Source organism: Streptomyces sp. NPDC001544, assembly GCF_042894285.1.
Taxonomy (GTDB): domain Bacteria; phylum Actinomycetota; class Actinomycetes; order Streptomycetales; family Streptomycetaceae; genus Streptomyces.
In genome coordinates this window covers 99316-116344 of sequence record NZ_JBIAVN010000006.1, presented here as the reverse complement: position 1 = coordinate 116344, position 17029 = coordinate 99316, and the positions used below count along the sequence as shown (strand labels likewise).

Below are 17029 nucleotides of genomic sequence, written 5' to 3'. Positions count from 1 at the left end.
GCCGTAGGATGCAGGGGCAGGGTGAAGGCTCAAGGACGGGTTCCCATGGCATCCAAAGCAGTTGACGCCCGCCGGGCCGCCGTGCTCGGCAAGCCCATCGCCCACTCGCTCTCCCCGGTGCTGCACCGGGCGGCCTACGCGGAGCTCGGCCTGGCCGACTGGTCGTACGAGCGTTTCGAGGTCGACGAGGCCGGGCTGCCCGGCTTCCTCGAGGGGCTCGGGCCCGAGTGGGCGGGGTTGTCGCTGACCATGCCGCTGAAGCGGGCGGTCATCCCGCTGGTCGATGAGATCAGCGAGACAGCGGCTTCCGTCGACGCGGTCAACACGGTCGTGTTCGCCGAGGACGGCCAACTGGTCGGTGACAACACCGATATCCCGGGCATGGTTGCCGCACTGCGCGAGCACGGTATCGAGCAGGTCGACTCCGCCGCGATCCTCGGTGCCGGAGCTACCGCCTCCTCCGCCCTGGCCGCCCTCTCCCGGATATGCACCGGCGAGGTCGTCGCCTACGTCCGAAGCGACGCCCGCGCCGCCGAGATGCGGCAGTGGGGCGCACGGCTCGACGTCGAGGTCCGCACGGCCGACTGGGCGGACGCGGCCGAGGCACTGCGCGCCCCGCTGGTGATCGCCACCACGCCCGCGGGCACCACCGACGCGCTCGCCACCGCCGTGCCGGAGCGGCCCACGACGCTCTTCGACGTGCTCTACGACCCCTGGCCGACCGAACTCGCGGCACGCTGGTCCATGTTCGGCGGCGCCGTCGTCAGCGGCCTCGACCTGCTGGTGCACCAGGCTGTGCTACAGGTGCAGCTGATGACGGGGTGCACGGTACCGGCTGGTCTGATCCGTCCGGCGGGCGAGCGAGCGATGGGTTCCCATGCGACGTCTGATCATCTCTGACCTGTAACGCGGCATGACGAAGTGGTGCCGCTCATTCTCAGCGACACCACTCGACTTTCTATTAGATTTTAGGCGTCCCGGTCAGGTTCCAGGTGAATTCGCCTTCTCCGTCGAGATCGATGTTGTAGCCGACGGTTGCATCTGCCGTCCAACCGGTACCTGAGCCGGTGTGGGACGCCGTTCCGCAAGTCCGGCCACCGGTTTCGTTGTCGTTGATGGCGCGGGTGAAGTCGCAGCCGTTGTAGGTTATCGCGGCGTCGTTCTTTTCCAATCTCGTCTCGACCCAGAAAAGGTCGAACTTCCTGGCGCCGCCGCCATCGGCCCAGTCGATGTAGGTCTCGGCGTCGTACGTCGAACCGGTTCGCCATACGCAGAGCTGAAGGTACACGTCGACGTTGTAGCCGGGTGTGTCGAATTCGCGGTGCTGCTTGCCCGTGCAAGAGATGTCATCAGCGGCGTATGCCGTGGGAGTGGTGAAAGCGGACAAGCCGACCATGGTGGTTGCGATGGCGAGAAAAGCCCTGCCGATTCCGCGCACTCTAGACATGTATAACTCCCGAAGATCTTGTTTAGGATCGGTAAAGTAAAACTAAAGGATCGGTTGTGTCAAACGATCGAGGGAGATGTGGCACGGTTGCCCGGAATTTCGGGTGGATTTAGCCTTATGGCTGTATTTGAATGAGTGTCCTGCAGGTCGGTAATGTCCGCAGGTGATCGCTGGTCGTGGAGGTCGAGGCCCGCTCGGTCCGTCTGCTGGACCGGCGGCCGTTCCCGCGCCCGGACGTGGGAGGATCGGAGATGGCGGGCCGGGGCCGCGCACCCGGGCACGTCGTTGCCGTACGCGAGGACACGCGTACGCGGGGCAGTACCGGGCGCGAGCATTGAGGAGCACCGTTGAGCAGGTTGCGCTGGCTGACCGCGGGGGAGTCCCACGGTCCCGCACTCGTCGCCACGCTGGAGGGCCTTCCCGCCGGCGTGCCGGTCACCACGGAACTGGTGGCGGACCACCTCGCGCGGCGGCGCCTCGGCTATGGGCGCGGGGCGCGCATGAAGTTCGAGCGGGACGAGGTCACCTTCCTGGGTGGCGTCCGGCACGGCCTCACCCTCGGCTCCCCGGTCGCGATCATGGTGGGCAACACCGAGTGGCCCAAGTGGGAGCAGGTCATGGCGGCCGACCCCGTCGATCCCGAGGTGCTGGCCGGTCTGGCCCGCAACGCGCCGCTGACCCGCCCCCGCCCCGGCCACGCCGACCTCGCCGGCATGCAGAAGTACGGCTTCGACGAGGCCCGCCCGATCCTGGAGCGCGCCTCGGCCCGGGAGACCGCGGCCCGCGTGGCGCTGGGCGCGGTGGCCCGGTCGTACCTGAAGGAGACGGCCGGCATCGAGATCGTCAGCCACGTCGTGGAGCTGGCCTCGGCGAAGGCCCCCGCGGGCGTGTACCCCACGCCGGCCGACGTGGAGAAGCTGGACGCCGACCCGGTGCGCTGCCTGGACGCCGACGCCTCGAAGGCGATGGTCGCGGAGATCGACCAGGCCCACAAGGACGGGGACACCCTCGGCGGCGTGGTCGAGGTGCTCGCCTACGGCGTTCCGGTGGGCCTCGGCTCGCACGTGCACTGGGACCGCAAGCTCGACGCCCGGCTGGCCGGTGCCCTCATGGGCATCCAGGCGATCAAGGGCGTCGAGATCGGCGACGGCTTCGAGCTGGCCCGGGTGCCCGGCTCCAAGGCGCACGACGAGATCGTCGGCACGCCGGACGGCATCCGGCGGGTGTCCGGCCGCTCCGGTGGCACCGAGGGCGGCCTGACCACCGGTGAGCTGCTGCGGGTGCGGGCCGCGATGAAGCCGATCGCGACCGTGCCGCGCGCTCTGCGGACCGTGGACGTCAGCACCGGCGAGGCGGCCCAGGCGCACCACCAGCGTTCCGACGTGTCCGCGGTCCCGGCCGCCGGCATCGTCGCCGAGGCCATGGTGGCGCTCGTCCTCGCGGACGCGGTGGCGGAGAAGTTCGGCGGCGACTCGGTGACCGAGACCCGCCGCAACGTCCAGTCGTACCTCGACAACCTGCAGATCCGATGAGCGGACCGCTGGTCGTCCTGGTCGGCCCGATGGGCGTCGGCAAGTCCACCGTCGGGCGGCTGCTCGCCGAGCGGCTGGGCGCCGTCTACCGGGACACCGACGACGACATCGTGGCTGCCGAGGGCCGCACGATCGCCGAGATCTTCGTCGACGAGGGTGAGGCGGCCTTCCGGGCGATCGAGAAGGCCGCCGTGCACAAGGCGCTCGCCGAGCACGAGGGCGTCCTCGCGCTCGGCGGCGGCGCCGTCCTCGACGAGGACACCCGCGGCCTGCTCGTCGGGCACCGTGTGGTCTACCTCTCCATGGACGTCGAGGAAGCGGTCAAGCGCACCGGCCTCAACGCGGCCCGCCCGCTGCTCGCCGTCAATCCGCGCAAGCAGTGGCGCGAGCTGATGGAGGCGCGGCGGCACCTGTACGAGGAGGTCGCCACCGCCGTCGTGCCGACCGACGGCCGCGTGCCGGAAGAGGTCACCCAAGCGGCCCTGGACGCACTGGAGTTGAAGACTGCATCTCCCGGGGGGCAACCCCCGGACCCCCGGCCGGAGGATGTAATGACGAACCAGCTCACAAGGATCCAGGTAGCCGGCACCGCGGGCACCGACCCCTACGAGGTGCTGGTCGGCCGGCAACTCCTCGGTGAACTGGGCGGGTTGATCGGGCCCAGGGTCAAACGGGTCGCGGTGATCCACCCGGAGGCCCTCGCCGAGACCGGTGACGCCCTGCGCGCCGACCTCGCCGAGCAGGGCTACGAGGCCGTCGCCATCCAGGTGCCGAACGCCGAGGAGGCAAAGACCGCCGAGGTCGCCGCCTACTGCTGGAAGGCGCTCGGCCAGTCCGGCTTCACCCGCTCCGACGTCATCGTGGGCGTCGGGGGCGGTGCCACCACCGACCTGGCCGGGTTCGTGGCCGCGACCTGGCTGCGCGGTGTGGGCTGGATCGCCGTCCCGACCACCGTGCTGGCCATGGTGGACGCGGCGGTCGGCGGCAAGACCGGCATCAACACGGCCGAGGGCAAGAACCTCGTGGGTGCCTTCCACCCGCCGGCCGGTGTGCTGTGCGACCTGGCCGCGCTGGAGTCGTTGCCCGTCAACGACTACGTCTCCGGACTCGCCGAGATCATCAAGGCCGGTTTCATCGCCGACCCGGTGATCCTGGAGCTCATCGAGTCCGACCCCGAGTCCGCACGCACCCCGGCCGGACCGCACACCGCCGAGCTCATCGAGCGCTCCATCCGTGTGAAGGCGGAGGTCGTCTCCTCCGATCTGAAGGAGTCCGGCCTGAGGGAGATCCTCAACTACGGCCACACGCTCGGCCACGCCATCGAGAAGAACGAGCGCTACAAGTGGCGGCACGGTGCCGCGGTCTCCGTCGGCATGCACTTCGCCGCCGAACTCGGCCGCCTCGCCGGCCGGTTGGACGATGCGACGGCCGACCGCCACCGCAGCATCCTGGAGTCGGTCGGGCTGCCGCTGCACTACCGCCACGACCAGTGGCCCAAGCTGCTGGAGACGATGAAGGTGGACAAGAAGTCCCGCGGCGACCTGCTGCGCTTCATCGTGCTCGACGGCCTCGCCAAGCCGACCGTCCTGGAGGGGCCGGACCCGGCGGTGCTGCTGGCCGCGTACGGCGAAGTGGGGCAGTAGGCAGCCGCGCGGTGCGTCGTGGGCGGCTCGTTCCGTCCGATTCGCCTCGGGGGCCGGGCACTTCGCACCGCCCCCGGGCGTTTCACCAAACGACGGCCGGGGACGGTACCGTTCGGTGGGGAGCGGGGGAACAAGCCCGCTACCGGCGCCAATTGCCTGTAGGAGGAGACGGAGTGGGACCGGATGCAGCACGCAGTGGGGTCTGAGCTGCCGCCGCCCCACCAGCCGGGGCAGGGACCGGCCGCCGGCTGGGTGCCGGCCGTACAACAGCCGGCCGCACACCATCCGGGAGCGCACCACCCGGGAGTCGACCACCCGGGAGCGCACCACCCGGGAGCCCACCAGGGTCCCGCGCCCGTGCCCCCGCCGCCCCCGGCGCCGGCTTTCACCGGTGGCTCCCCGGGGCCGGTGCCGCCCGCGCCCGCGCAGCCCCCGGCCCCGCAGCACCCGCCCGTTGCCCAGGCCCCCGACACCACCGGCCACGTGCCGCTGCCGCCCGGCGGCCCGGTCGCCATGCCCAGCGCGCCGCCCGCGACCGCGGCCCCCGATCCGTCCGGGGCGACCCTGGCCGTGCTGCTGATCGGTCCCGCCGGTGCCGGGAAGACCAGCGTCGCCAAGTACTGGGCGGACCACCGCCGGGCCTCCACCGCCCACATCAGCCTCGACGACGTGCGCGAATGGGTCCGCTCGGGCTACGCGAACCCGCAGTCGGGGTGGAACGACAACTCCGAGGCCCAGTACCGCCTGGCCCGCCGCACCTGCGGCTTCGCCGCCCGGAACTTCCTGGCCAACGGCATCTCCTGCATCCTCGACGACGCCGTCTTCCCGGACCGGCCGGTCGTCGGCCTCGGCGGCTGGAAGCGGCACGTCGGCCCCGGACTGCTGCCCGTCGTGCTCCTCCCGGGCCTGGACATCGTCCTGGAGCGCAACGCCGAGCGCACCGGCAACCGCCGCCTCACCGACGAGGAGGTGGCCCGCATCCACGGCCGCATGGCCGGCTGGTACGGCTCGGGCCTGCCGATCATCGACAACTCACAGCTGGACGTTCCGCAGACGGCGAGAGTGCTCGACGAGGTCCTGGCGAGAGCGATCGCGAGCCCGCCGAGCTGGTGATCCAGGGGGAGCGGACCCCACTCGGCCCCACCAAACGGCGCGAATCGGGCAAAACTCCTACGCTCGTCTCATGTCAGAGGTGTACGCGACCCGCCGATCCCGGCTGAGAGAACGCTGCAACGCGGCCGGTACCGCGGCAGCGCTCATCTCCCGCCCCGCCAACGTGCGCTACCTCGCGGGGGCCGCCCCCCAGGGCGCAGCACTGCTCCTCGGTAAGCGCGAGGACCTCCTCGTCTGCGCCGGACCGCCCGACGACCGCCCCGCCGAGGGGCGGCCGGGCGAGAACCTGCGGCTGCACGTCCTGCCGTCACCCGGCGGTGACACGGCGGTCGCGGCAGCCGACCTCGCGGCGGCCCAGGGGGCTGAAGCCCTGGCCGTGGAGGAGCACGACCTCACCGTCACGCGGTACAGAGCCGTCTCCTCCGTGGCGGCCGGTCTCCGGCTCGTCGACCTCGGCGGAGCCGTGGAGCAGCTCAGGGTGGTGAAGGACGAGGAGGAGATCTCCTGCCTGCGGATCGGCGCCGAGATCGCCGATCAGGCCCTCGGGGAGCTGCTGGAGTCCATCCTGGTGGGCCGCACGGAACGGCATCTCGCCCTGGAGCTGGAGCGACGCCTGGTCGACCACGGCGCCGACGGGCCCGCCTTCCCGACCTCGGTCGCCACCGGACCCAACTCCGGCCGGCCCGGGCATCCGCCCACCGACCGGCGGGTCGAGGAAGGCGACTTCCTGTCCGTCTGCCTGGGGGCCACCTACCGCGGCTACCGCTGTGAGATCGGCCGGACGTTCGTCATCGGGACCTCGCCGGCCGACTGGCAGATCGAGCTGTACGACCTGGTGTTCGCCGCTCAGCGCGCCGGACGGGAGAGCCTGGCACCCGGCACGGCCTACCGGGACGTGGACCGGGCCGCGCGTCAGGTGCTGGACTCCGCCGGGTACGCGCAGGGCCTGCCGCCGCGCACCGGACACGGGGTGGGACTCGAAATCGACGAGGACCCTCAGTTGGCTCCCGCGGCCATGGGTAAACTGGACGCTTGCGTGCCGGTCACCGTCGAACCGGGGGTCCACCTCCCGGGCCGGGGCGGCGTCCGGATCGATGACACGCTCGTCGTACGCCCCGAGGCGGACGGCGGACCCGAGCTACTCACCATCACGACCAAGGAGCTGCTCGCGCTCTAGCCTCGCGCTGCGCGCCTGCCCCGGGGTCGTACGTCAGTCCAGGAGATTCCGCAACCGTGGCTTCCACGAACGACCTCAAGAACGGCATGGTGCTCAAGCTCGAAGGCGGCCAGCTCTGGTCCGTCGTCGAGTTCCAGCACGTCAAGCCCGGCAAGGGCCCGGCCTTCGTGCGCACCAAGCTCAAGAACGTGCTCTCCGGCAAGGTCGTCGACAAGACCTTCAACGCCGGCGTCAAGGTCGAGACGGCCACTGTCGACAAGCGCGACATGCAGTTCTCGTACATGGACGGCGACTACTTCGTCTTCATGGACATGGAGACCTACGACCAGCTGATGGTCGACCGCAAGGCCGTCGGCGACGCCGCCAACTTCCTCGTCGAGGGCTTCACGGCCACCGTCGCCCAGCACGAGGGCGAGGTGCTCTTCGTCGAGCTCCCGGCCGCCGTCGAGCTGACCGTCAAGGAGACCGAGCCGGGCGTCCAGGGCGACCGCTCCACCGGCGGCACCAAGCCCGCCATCCTGGAGACCGACCACCAGATCCAGGTCCCGCTCTTCATCACCACCGGTGAGAAGATCAAGGTCGACACCCGCACGAGCGACTACCTCGGCCGGGTGAACAGCTAACCGTGGCCGCCCGCAACACGGCCCGCAAGCGCGCCTTCCAGATCCTCTTCGAGGGGGACCAGCGCGGCGCCGATGTCCTGACCGTCCTCGCGGACTGGATCCGGCTCTCCCGGACCGACACCCGGCAGCCTCCGGTGAGCGAGTACACGATGCAGCTGATCGAGGGCTACGCCGAGCACGCGAAGCGCATCGACGAGCTGATCGCCCAGTACTCGGTCGGCTGGACGCTCGACCGGATGCCGGTCGTCGACCGGAACATCCTGCGTCTGGGAGCCTACGAACTGATCTGGGTGGACGAGACCCCGGACGCCGTCGTCCTGGACGAGATGGTGCAGCTCGCGAAGGAGTTCTCCACGGACGAGTCGCCCTCGTTCGTCAACGGCCTGCTCGGCCGGCTGAAGGAGCTCAAGCCCTCACTGCGCCGCGCTTAGCCAAAAAGGGGCGCCGTGGGACCGCGGCAGCCGGGCGACCGCAGGTCGTCCATGGCTGCTCGCGCCCACGCGGCGGGGCCGCATGTCGATGCGGCCCCGCGCCCCCTTGGCGTTGTCCCTCGCGACATGGAAAAGCCGCCGGGGTGGCAGGAACCCACAAAGGTTCCCGCCACCCCGGCGGCACGTTTCTGCTGGGCCGGTCCGCCGGCCCTGCGGAGCGCTCAGCCCTCCTCGTGGGCCGCCACCGCGCGGCGCGCGTCCGCGTCCAGCACACCCCAGCTGATCAGCTGCTCGGTGAGGACCGAGGGCGACTGGTCGTAGATGACGGCGAGCGTGCGCAGGTCGTCCTGCCGGATCGACAGCACCTTGCCGTTGTAGTCACCGCGCTGCGACTGGATGGTCGCCGCGTACCGCTGCAGGGGGCCCGCCTTCTCGGCCGGCACCGTGGCCAGCCGCTCCAGGTCCAGGACCAGCTTCGGCGGCGGCTCGGCGGCACCGCCCGGCGTGGTGCCCGGCAGCAGCTCCTGCACGGGGACGCCATAGAAATCGGCCAGCTCGGCAAGGCGCTGCACGGTCACGGCGCGGTCGCCGCGCTCGTAGGAACCGACCACCACGGCCTTCCAGCGCCCCTGGGACTTCTCCTCGACACCGTGGAGGGAAAGGCCCTGCTGGGTGCGGATGGCCCGGAGCTTGGCCCCGAGCTGTTTGGCGTATTCGCTGGACATATAGCTCCCCGGACACTGTGTCGACGCGGCTGGCAGTGTTTCCGCGCCGCGCGGCTGGTAACTCACTGTGAGGTTACGCAGCGTTACTCTCCTGCGTCAAGCGGAATGGTCCGCAGCGACTCTTCCGTGGTGGCGGCGGCCCATTGCGCCAAGGGGGTGATCGGGGGCGTTCGGGTGACCTGCTACCGTGGATGGCGCAATTCCGACGTCCTTTAACGTCCGTCCCGTGAGGCGGAGAAGGAGGTCCGTTTCGTATGGACAGGCAAGACAGGCAAGACAGGCGAGACAAGCCGGACGCGCAGACGTCCGACGCGCGGCCCGTTCTGGAAGGGCCCGACATCGCGCGGGTACTGACCCGCATCGCCCACGAGATCGTCGAGCGCGCCAAGGGCGCCGACGACGTGGTGCTCCTCGGTATTCCGACCCGGGGCGTCTTCCTCGCCCAGCGGCTGGCCGCCAAGCTCGAGAAGATCACCGACCGCAAGGTGCCGGTCGGGTCGCTGGACATCACCATGTACCGCGACGACCTGCGCATGCACCCGCCGCGTGCGCTGGCCCGCACCGAGATCCCCGGTGACGGCATCGACGGCAAGCTGGTCGTCCTCGTCGACGACGTGCTCTTCTCCGGCCGCACCATCCGCGCCGCCCTCGACGCCCTGAACGACATCGGGCGCCCGCGTGCGGTGCAGCTCGCTGTCCTGGTCGACCGCGGCCACCGCGAACTGCCCATCCGCGCCGACTACGTCGGCAAGAACCTCCCCACGTCGCTGCGGGAGACGGTCAAGGTCCAGCTCGCCGAGGAGGACGGTCGCGACACCGTGCTGCTCGGTGTGAAGCCGGCCGCCCCGGGCGAGCAGCACTAGCGCTCCGGTCCGCCCCGAGTGCGCGTTCCCGCACGTGTCCACGCCGGTCGCGCCTCCTGGGGGCACCCCCAGATCCCCCGATTCTTGAATTGCCTTACGGAGCCTGACAGATGCAGCGTCATCTCATCTCGGCCGCCGATCTCACCCGCGACGACGCCGTCCTGATCCTCGACACCGCCGAGGAGATGGCCCGGGTCGCCGACCGGCCGATCAAGAAGCTGCCGACCCTGCGCGGCCGCACCGTCGTCAACCTCTTCTTCGAGGACTCCACCCGGACCCGGATCTCCTTCGAGGCCGCCGAGAAGAGGCTGTCCGCGGACGTCATCAACTTCTCCGCCAAGGGCTCGAGCGTGTCCAAGGGCGAGTCCCTGAAGGACACCGCCCAGACCCTGGAGGCCATGGGCGTCGACGCCGTCGTCATCCGGCACGGCGCCTCCGGCGCCCCCTACCGGCTGGCCAACTCCGGCTGGATCGACGCCGCCGTCATCAACGCCGGCGACGGCACCCACCAGCACCCCACACAGGCCCTCCTGGACGCCTTCACCATGCGCCGCCGGCTGGTCGGCCGGGACGCCGGGATCGGCCAGGACCTGTCGGGCAAGCGCATCACGATCGTCGGCGACGTCCTGCACAGCCGGGTCGCCCGCTCCAACGTCGACCTGCTGCACACCCTCGGCGCCGAGGTCACCCTGGTCGCGCCGCCCACCCTGGTGCCGGTCGGCGTCGGGACCTGGCCGTGCGAGGTGTCGTACGACCTCGACAGCACGCTGCCGAAGTCCGATGCCGTGATGATGCTCCGCGTGCAGCGCGAACGCATGAACGCCGCGTTCTTCCCCACCGAGCGCGAGTACTCCAGGCGCTACGGCCTCGACGGCGACCGCATGGCGCGGATGCCCGAGCACGCCGTCGTGATGCACCCCGGCCCGATGGTCCGCGGCATGGAGATCACCGCCGAGGTCGCCGACTCCGAGCGCTGCACCGTCGTGGAGCAGGTCGCGAACGGGGTCTCCATCCGGATGGCCGTCCTGTACCTGCTGCTCGGCGGCAACGAACCCGCCCTCACCCACGCCCGCACCACCGAGGAGAAGTAAGTTCCATGAGCAAGATCCTGATCCGTGGTGCGAAGGTGCTCGGTGGCGAGCCGCAGGACGTGCTGATCGACGGCGAGGTCATCGCCGAGGTGGGCACCGGTCTGAGTGCCGAGGGAGCCGAGGTCGTCGAGGCCGGCGGCAAGGTGCTGCTGCCGGGCCTGGTCGACCTGCACACCCACCTGCGCGAGCCCGGCCGCGAGGACTCCGAGACCGTCCTCACCGGCACGCGCGCGGCCGCCTCCGGCGGTTACACCGCCGTCTTCGCCATGGCCAACACCTTCCCGGTCGCCGACACCGCCGGCGTGGTCGAGCAGGTCTGGCGACTGGGCCGGGAGCACGGCTACTGCGACGTGCAGCCCATCGGCGCCGTCACCGTGGGCCTGGAAGGCAAGAAGCTCGCCGAGCTGGGCGCCATGCACGAGTCGGCCGCCGGCGTCACCGTCTTCTCCGACGACGGCAAGTGCGTCGACGACGCCGTGATCATGCGCCGGGCGCTCGAGTACGTGAAGGCCTTCGGCGGGGTCGTCGCCCAGCACGCGCAGGAGCCGCGGCTGACCGAGGGCGCCCAGATGAACGAGGGCGTCGTCTCCGCCGAACTGGGCCTGGGCGGCTGGCCGGCCGTCGCCGAGGAGTCGGTCATCGCCCGGGACGTGCTGCTCGCCGAACACGTCGGCTCCCGTGTGCACATCTGTCACCTGTCGACCGCCGGAAGCGTCGAGATCGTCCGTTGGGCCAAGTCCCGCGGCATCCAGGTCACCGCCGAGGTCACCCCGCACCACCTGCTGCTCACCGACGAACTGGTGCGCAGCTACAACCCCGTCTACAAGGTCAACCCGCCGCTGCGCACCGAACGCGACGTGCACGCCCTGCGCGAGGCGCTCGCCGACGGCACGATCGACATCGTCGCCACCGACCACGCCCCGCACCCGCACGAGGACAAGGACTGCGAGTGGGCCGCGGCCGCCATGGGCATGGTCGGCCTGGAGACCGCGCTGTCGGTGGTCCAGGAGACCATGGTCGACACGGGTCTGCTGGACTGGGCCGGCGTCGCCGACCGGATGTCCGTCCAGCCCGCGCGGATCGGACGGGCCGAGGGCCACGGCCGTCCCGTCTCGGCAGGTGAGCCCGCCAACCTCACCCTCGTCGACACGGCCTACCGTGGCCTCGTGGACCCCGCGGGCTTCGCCTCGCGCAGCCGCAACACCCCGTACGAGGGACGCGAGCTGCCGGGCCGTGTCACCCACACGTGGCTGCGGGGCAAGGCCACGCTCGTCGACGGGAAGCTCACGTGACACCTGCAACCCTGCTCGCGGCCGGACTCGCGACCGGCCTCGCCGCCGACCGCAAGCCGGCGGACGTCACCGACTGGGCCGCGCGGATCGGCTGGCTCGTCGGGCTCGCCCTGTTCGTCGCGCTCGTCTACTGGCTGATGCGCGAGGGCTGGAAGTGGCGCGGCACCCTCCAGAGCGACCTGCCCGAGCTGCCGACCGCGCCGGACGACCCCGGCCCGGTGAAACTGAGCATGACCGGCCGCTACCACGGCTCCACCACGGCCGGTCAGTGGCTGGACCGCATCGTGGCGCACGGCCTGGGCACCCGCAGCCGGGCCGAGCTCACCCTGACGGACACGGGACTGGACGTCGTACGCCCCGGGGCGGCCGACTTCTTCGTCCCCGCCGCCGCGCTGCGCGAGGCCCGGCTCGACAAGGGCATCGCCGGCAAGGTGCTCACCGAGGGCGGGCTGCTGATCGTCACCTGGCAGCACGGCGACCGGCTGATCGACTCAGGATTCCGCTCGGACCGCGCCGCGGAACACCACGAGTGGGTCGACGCCATCAACTCCATGATCAAGACAACCAGCACGGAAGGCGCCGAACGATGACGACCTCCACCAGGGGAGCTGGCAAGACTCCCGCCGTACTCGTCCTGGAGGACGGCCGGATCTTCCGCGGCCGCGCCTACGGGGCCGTGGGGGTGACCTTCGGCGAGGCCGTGTTCTCCACCGGCATGACCGGCTACCAGGAGACCCTCACCGACCCCTCCTACCACCGCCAGGTCGTGGTGATGACCGCCCCGCACGTCGGCAACACCGGCGTCAACGACGAGGACCCCGAGTCCAAGCGCATCTGGGTCGCCGGTTACGTCGTGCGCGACCCCGCGCGCGTGCCGTCCAACTGGCGCTCGCGGCGCTCCCTGGACGAGGAACTCGCCGCGCAGGGCGTCGTCGGCATCTCCGGCATCGACACCCGCGCCCTCACCCGCCACCTGCGCGAACGCGGCGCCATGCGCGTCGGCATCTTCTCCGGCGGCGCGCTGCCCGACGAGGGCACCATGCTCGCCGAGGTCCGCCAGGCCCCCGAGATGAAGGGCGCCGACCTCTCCGCCGAGGTCGCCACCCAGGAGGCCTACGTCGTCCCCGCGGTCGGTGAGAAGAAGTTCACCGTCGCCGCCGTCGACCTCGGCATCAAGGGCATGACCCCGCACCGCATGGCCGAGCGCGGCATCGAGGTGCACGTACTGCCCGCGACCGCGACCGTCGAGGACGTCTACGCCGTGAACCCGGACGGTGTGTTCTTCTCCAACGGCCCCGGCGACCCCGCCACCGCCGACCACCCGGTCTCCGTCATGCGGGGCGTCCTGGATCGCGGCACCCCGCTGTTCGGCATCTGCTTCGGCAACCAGATCCTGGGCCGCGCCCTCGGCTTCGGCACCTACAAGCTGAAGTACGGCCACCGCGGTATCAACCAGCCCGTGCAGGACCGTACGACCGGCAAGGTCGAGGTCACCGCGCACAACCACGGCTTCGCCGTCGACGCCCCGCTCGACAAGGTGTCCGACACCCCCTACGGCCGCGCCGAGGTCTCCCACGTCTGCCTGAACGACAACGTGGTGGAGGGCCTCCAGCTCCTCGACCGCCCGGCCTTCAGCGTCCAGTACCACCCCGAAGCGGCGGCCGGCCCGCACGACGCCGCCTACCTGTTCGACCGCTTCGTGAACCTCATGGAGGGCCAGCGTGCCTAAGCGCACCGATATCCAGTCCGTCCTGGTCATCGGCTCCGGCCCGATCGTCATCGGCCAGGCCGCCGAGTTCGACTATTCCGGCACCCAGGCCTGCCGGGTTCTGAAGGCCGAGGGCCTGCGGGTCATCCTCGTCAACTCCAACCCGGCGACGATCATGACCGACCCGGAGATCGCCGACGCCACCTACGTCGAGCCGATCACCCCCGAGTTCGTCGAGAAGATCATCGCCAAGGAGCGGCCCGACGCGCTGCTGCCCACCCTCGGCGGCCAGACGGCCCTGAACACCGCCATCTCGCTGGACGAGAACGGCGTGCTGGCCAAGTACGGCGTGGAGCTGATCGGCGCCAACGTCGAGGCGATCCACAAGGGCGAGGACCGCGACCAGTTCAAGGAGGTCGTCGAGGAGGTCCGCAGGAAGATCGGGCACGGCGAGTCCGCCCGGTCGGTGATCTGCCACTCCATGGACGACGTGCTCGCCGGTGTGGAGCAGCTCGGCGGCTACCCGGTCGTCGTCCGTCCCTCCTTCACCATGGGCGGCGCCGGCTCCGGTTTCGCGCACGACGAGGACGAGCTGCGCCGCATCGCCGGTCAGGGCCTCACGCTCTCCCCGACCACCGAGGTGCTCCTGGAGGAGTCCATCCTCGGCTGGAAGGAGTACGAGCTGGAGCTGATGCGCGACAAGCACGACAACGTCGTGGTCGTGTGCTCCATCGAGAACTTCGACCCGATGGGCGTGCACACCGGCGACTCCATCACCGTGGCGCCGGCGATGACGCTGACCGACCGCGAGTACCAGGTCCTGCGCGACGTCGGTATCGCGATCATCCGCGAGGTCGGTGTCGACACCGGCGGCTGCAACATCCAGTTCGCGGTGAACCCCGAGGACGGCCGTGTGATCGTCATCGAGATGAACCCGCGCGTGTCCCGCTCCTCGGCGCTGGCCTCCAAGGCGACCGGCTTCCCGATCGCCAAGATCGCCGCCAAGCTCGCCGTGGGCTACACCCTCGACGAGATCCCGAACGACATCACCCAGGAGACCCCGGCCTCCTTCGAGCCGACCCTGGACTACGTGGTCGTCAAGGCCCCGCGGTTCGCCTTCGAGAAGTTCCCGCAGGCGGACTCCACGCTGACCACCACCATGAAGTCGGTCGGCGAGGCCATGGCCATCGGCCGCAACTTCACCGAGGCCTTCCAGAAGGCGCTGCGCTCGCTGGAGAAGAAGGGCAGCCAGTTCACCTTCGTCGGGGACCCGGGCGACAGGACGGCCCTGCTCGCGGAGGCCGTCCGGCCCACCGACGGCCGCATCAACACGGTCATGCAGGCCATCCGCGCGGGCGCCACCCCCGAGGAGGTCTTCGAGTTCACGAAGATCGACCCCTGGTTCGTCGACCAGCTCTTCCTGCTCAAGGAGATCGCGGACGAACTGGCCGAGGCGCCCGAGCTCACCGGCGAGCTGCTCGCCGAAGCCAAGCGGCACGGCTTCTCCGACCAGCAGATCGGTGAGATCCGCGGGCTGCGCGAGGACGTCGTCCGTGAGGTCCGGCACGCCCTCGGGATCCGCCCGGTCTACAAGACCGTCGACACCTGCGCCGCCGAGTTCGCCGCGAAGACCCCGTACTTCTACTCGTCCTACGACGAGGAGACCGAGGTCGCGCCGCGCGAGAGGGCCGCGGTCATCATCCTGGGCTCCGGCCCGAACCGCATCGGCCAGGGCATCGAGTTCGACTACTCCTGCGTCCACGCCTCCTTCGCGCTGGGCGACGCCGGGTACGAGACCGTGATGGTCAACTGCAACCCGGAGACCGTCTCCACGGACTACGACACCTCCGACCGTCTGTACTTCGAGCCGCTGACGCTCGAGGACGTACTGGAGATCGTGCACGCCGAGCAGCAGGCCGGCCCGGTCGCCGGCGTCGTCGTACAGCTCGGCGGCCAGACCCCGCTGGGGCTGTCGCAGGCCCTGAAGGACAACGGCGTGCCGATCGTGGGCACCTCCCCGGAGGCCATCCACGCCGCCGAGGACCGCGGCGCCTTCGGCCGGGTCCTCGCCGAGGCCGGCCTGCCCGCCCCCAAGCACGGCACGGCCACCACCTTCGCCGAGGCCAAGGCCATCGCCGACGAGATCGGCTACCCGGTCCTGGTCCGGCCCTCCTACGTGCTCGGCGGGCGCGGCATGGAGATCGTGTACGACGAGACCCGGCTGGCCACCTACATCGCCGAGTCGACCGAGATCAGCCCCTCCCGGCCGGTGCTGGTCGACCGGTTCCTCGACGACGCCATCGAGATCGACGTCGACGCCCTGTACGACGGCGAGGAGCTGTACCTCGGCGGCGTCATGGAGCACATCGAGGAGGCCGGCATTCACTCCGGCGACTCGGCGTGCGCCCTGCCCCCGATCACGCTGGGCGGCTTCGACATCAAGCGGCTGCGCGCCTCGACCGAGGCCATCGCGCGCGGGGTGGGCGTCCGCGGGCTGATCAACATCCAGTTCGCGATGGCGGGCGACATCCTGTACGTCCTGGAGGCCAACCCGCGTGCCTCCCGTACGGTCCCCTTCACCTCGAAGGCGACCGCGGTGCCGCTGGCCAAGGCCGCCGCCCGGATCTCGCTGGGCGCGACCATCGCCGAGCTGCGCGAGGAGGGCCTGCTGCCGAAGCACGGCGACGGTGGCGAGCTCCCGCTCGACGCGCCGATCTCCGTCAAGGAAGCGGTCATGCCGTGGTCCCGCTTCCGCGACATCCAGGGCCGGGGCGTCGACACGGTCCTCGGCCCGGAGATGCGCTCCACCGGCGAGGTCATGGGCATCGACTCCGTCTTCGGCACCGCCTACGCCAAGTCGCAGGCCGGGGCGTACGGCCCGCTTCCCACCAAGGGCCGCGCCTTCATCTCGGTGGCCAACCGCGACAAGCGCTCGATGATCTTCCCGGCGCGTGAGCTGGTCGCCCACGGCTTCGAACTGCTCGCCACCTCCGGCACGGCCGAGGTCCTCAAGCGCAACGGCATCAAGGCCACGGTGGTGCGCAAGCAGTTCGAGGGCACCGGCCCGAACGGCGAGAAGACCATCGTCCAGCTCATCCACGACGGTGAGGTCGACCTCATCGTCAACACCCCGTACGGCACCGGTGGCCGCCTCGACGGCTACGAGATCCGTACGGCGGCCGTGGCGCGCTCCGTGCCGTGCCTGACGACCGTCCAGGCGCTCGCCGCGGCCGTCCAGGGCATCGACGCCCTCAACCACGGCGACGTGGGCGTGCGTTCGCTCCAGGAACACGCACAGCACCTGACCGCGGCCCGCGACTAACGGCCCAGGAGGGGGACACCGGAAACGGTGTCCCCCTCTTCATGAGGCCCCCCTCTTCACGA

The 17029-nt window shown here is 70.5% G+C and carries 15 protein-coding genes; 13 read left to right on the top strand and 2 right to left on the bottom strand.

Going from position 1 to position 17029, the window contains the following annotated elements:
* Positions 1-45: 45 nt before the first annotated feature.
* Positions 46-900 (top strand): shikimate dehydrogenase, encoded by an 855-nt coding sequence (locus ACFY0F_RS17720; protein ID WP_388794366.1) that lies wholly within the window; start codon positions 46-48, stop codon positions 898-900.
* A 61-nt stretch (positions 901-961) separates the two neighbouring features.
* Here the strand turns inward: ACFY0F_RS17720 and ACFY0F_RS17715 are convergent, their stop codons facing one another.
* A complete protein-coding gene (locus tag ACFY0F_RS17715; protein WP_388794364.1) occupies positions 962-1447 on the bottom strand; it encodes a hypothetical protein in 486 nt (161 codons plus the stop codon).
* 347 nt (positions 1448-1794) lie between these two features.
* On the opposite strand from ACFY0F_RS17715, the gene aroC reads away from it, so the two are divergent.
* The 6 genes from aroC to nusB all read left to right on the top strand — a co-directional run bounded on the left by aroC (position 1795) and on the right by nusB (position 7966).
* Positions 1795-2979 (top strand): chorismate synthase, encoded by a 1185-nt coding sequence (aroC, locus tag ACFY0F_RS17710; RefSeq protein WP_388794361.1) that lies wholly within the window; start codon positions 1795-1797, stop codon positions 2977-2979.
* Positions 2976-4622 (top strand): 3-dehydroquinate synthase, encoded by a 1647-nt coding sequence (gene aroB, locus ACFY0F_RS17705; protein WP_388794358.1) that lies wholly within the window; start codon positions 2976-2978, stop codon positions 4620-4622. Before aroC ends, aroB begins: the two co-directional genes overlap by 4 nt.
* Positions 4623-4805: 183 nt before the next feature.
* Positions 4806-5735 (top strand): Pro-rich N-terminal domain-containing protein, encoded by a 930-nt coding sequence (locus ACFY0F_RS17700; RefSeq protein ID WP_388794355.1) that lies wholly within the window; start codon positions 4806-4808, stop codon positions 5733-5735.
* Between the two features lie 70 nt (positions 5736-5805).
* The gene (locus ACFY0F_RS17695) at positions 5806-6912 is read left to right on the top strand and encodes an aminopeptidase P family protein (RefSeq protein WP_388794352.1); all 1107 of its coding nucleotides are present in this window, start codon (positions 5806-5808) and stop codon (positions 6910-6912) included.
* 56 nt (positions 6913-6968) lie between these two features.
* Positions 6969-7535, top strand: a complete 567-nt coding sequence (gene efp, locus ACFY0F_RS17690) for an elongation factor P (RefSeq protein WP_388794349.1) — start codon at positions 6969-6971, stop codon at positions 7533-7535.
* Positions 7536-7537: 2 nt separating this feature from the next.
* Positions 7538-7966: a transcription antitermination factor NusB gene (gene nusB / locus ACFY0F_RS17685; protein WP_388794346.1), complete on the top strand. Its 429-nt coding sequence runs from the start codon at positions 7538-7540 to the stop codon at positions 7964-7966.
* 221 nt (positions 7967-8187) lie between these two features.
* On the opposite strand, the gene bldD is transcribed toward nusB, so the two are convergent.
* Positions 8188-8691: a transcriptional regulator BldD gene (bldD, locus tag ACFY0F_RS17680; protein WP_086562148.1), complete on the bottom strand. Its 504-nt coding sequence runs from the start codon at positions 8689-8691 to the stop codon at positions 8188-8190.
* Between the two features lie 254 nt (positions 8692-8945).
* On the opposite strand from bldD, the gene pyrR reads away from it, so the two are divergent.
* The 6 genes from pyrR (at position 8946) to carB (ending at position 16967) form a co-directional block, all read left to right on the top strand.
* Positions 8946-9554: a bifunctional pyr operon transcriptional regulator/uracil phosphoribosyltransferase PyrR gene (gene pyrR, locus ACFY0F_RS17675; RefSeq protein WP_388794343.1), complete on the top strand. Its 609-nt coding sequence runs from the start codon at positions 8946-8948 to the stop codon at positions 9552-9554.
* A 110-nt stretch (positions 9555-9664) separates the two neighbouring features.
* Positions 9665-10645: an aspartate carbamoyltransferase catalytic subunit gene (locus tag ACFY0F_RS17670; RefSeq protein WP_388794341.1), complete on the top strand. Its 981-nt coding sequence runs from the start codon at positions 9665-9667 to the stop codon at positions 10643-10645.
* 5 nt (positions 10646-10650) lie between these two features.
* Complete coding sequence (locus ACFY0F_RS17665; RefSeq protein ID WP_388794338.1) at positions 10651-11937, top strand: dihydroorotase; 1287 nt, start codon at positions 10651-10653, stop codon at positions 11935-11937.
* On the top strand, positions 11934-12527 hold the full coding sequence (locus ACFY0F_RS17660) for a hypothetical protein (RefSeq protein WP_388794335.1): 594 nt from the start codon (positions 11934-11936) through the stop codon (positions 12525-12527). The genes ACFY0F_RS17665 and ACFY0F_RS17660 overlap by 4 nt, the downstream gene beginning before the upstream one ends.
* A complete protein-coding gene (gene carA / locus ACFY0F_RS17655; protein ID WP_388794332.1) occupies positions 12524-13666 on the top strand; it encodes a glutamine-hydrolyzing carbamoyl-phosphate synthase small subunit in 1143 nt (380 codons plus the stop codon). The genes ACFY0F_RS17660 and carA overlap by 4 nt, the downstream gene beginning before the upstream one ends.
* A complete protein-coding gene (carB, locus tag ACFY0F_RS17650; RefSeq protein WP_388794329.1) occupies positions 13659-16967 on the top strand; it encodes a carbamoyl-phosphate synthase large subunit in 3309 nt (1102 codons plus the stop codon). Before carA ends, carB begins: the two co-directional genes overlap by 8 nt.
* Positions 16968-17029 lie beyond the last annotated feature (62 nt).

What these genes read in the sequence shown, in the direction of transcription:
- ACFY0F_RS17695 (WP_388794352.1), top strand. Translation starts at nt 5,806, where the DNA reads ATGTCAGAGGTGTACGCGACCCGCCGATCCCGGCTGAGAGAACGCTGC.
- ACFY0F_RS17720 (WP_388794366.1), top strand. Translation starts at nt 46, where the DNA reads ATGGCATCCAAAGCAGTTGACGCCCGCCGGGCCGCCGTGCTCGGCAAG.
- ACFY0F_RS17715 (WP_388794364.1), bottom strand. Translation starts at nt 1,447, where the DNA reads ATGTCTAGAGTGCGCGGAATCGGCAGGGCTTTTCTCGCCATCGCAACC.
- ACFY0F_RS17700 (WP_388794355.1), top strand. Translation starts at nt 4,806, where the DNA reads ATGCAGCACGCAGTGGGGTCTGAGCTGCCGCCGCCCCACCAGCCGGGG.
- pyrR (WP_388794343.1), top strand. Translation starts at nt 8,946, where the DNA reads ATGGACAGGCAAGACAGGCAAGACAGGCGAGACAAGCCGGACGCGCAG.
- aroB (WP_388794358.1), top strand. Translation starts at nt 2,976, where the DNA reads ATGAGCGGACCGCTGGTCGTCCTGGTCGGCCCGATGGGCGTCGGCAAG.
- ACFY0F_RS17670 (WP_388794341.1), top strand. Translation starts at nt 9,665, where the DNA reads ATGCAGCGTCATCTCATCTCGGCCGCCGATCTCACCCGCGACGACGCC.
- carA (WP_388794332.1), top strand. Translation starts at nt 12,524, where the DNA reads ATGACGACCTCCACCAGGGGAGCTGGCAAGACTCCCGCCGTACTCGTC.
- ACFY0F_RS17665 (WP_388794338.1), top strand. Translation starts at nt 10,651, where the DNA reads ATGAGCAAGATCCTGATCCGTGGTGCGAAGGTGCTCGGTGGCGAGCCG.
- bldD (WP_086562148.1), bottom strand. Translation starts at nt 8,691, where the DNA reads ATGTCCAGCGAATACGCCAAACAGCTCGGGGCCAAGCTCCGGGCCATC.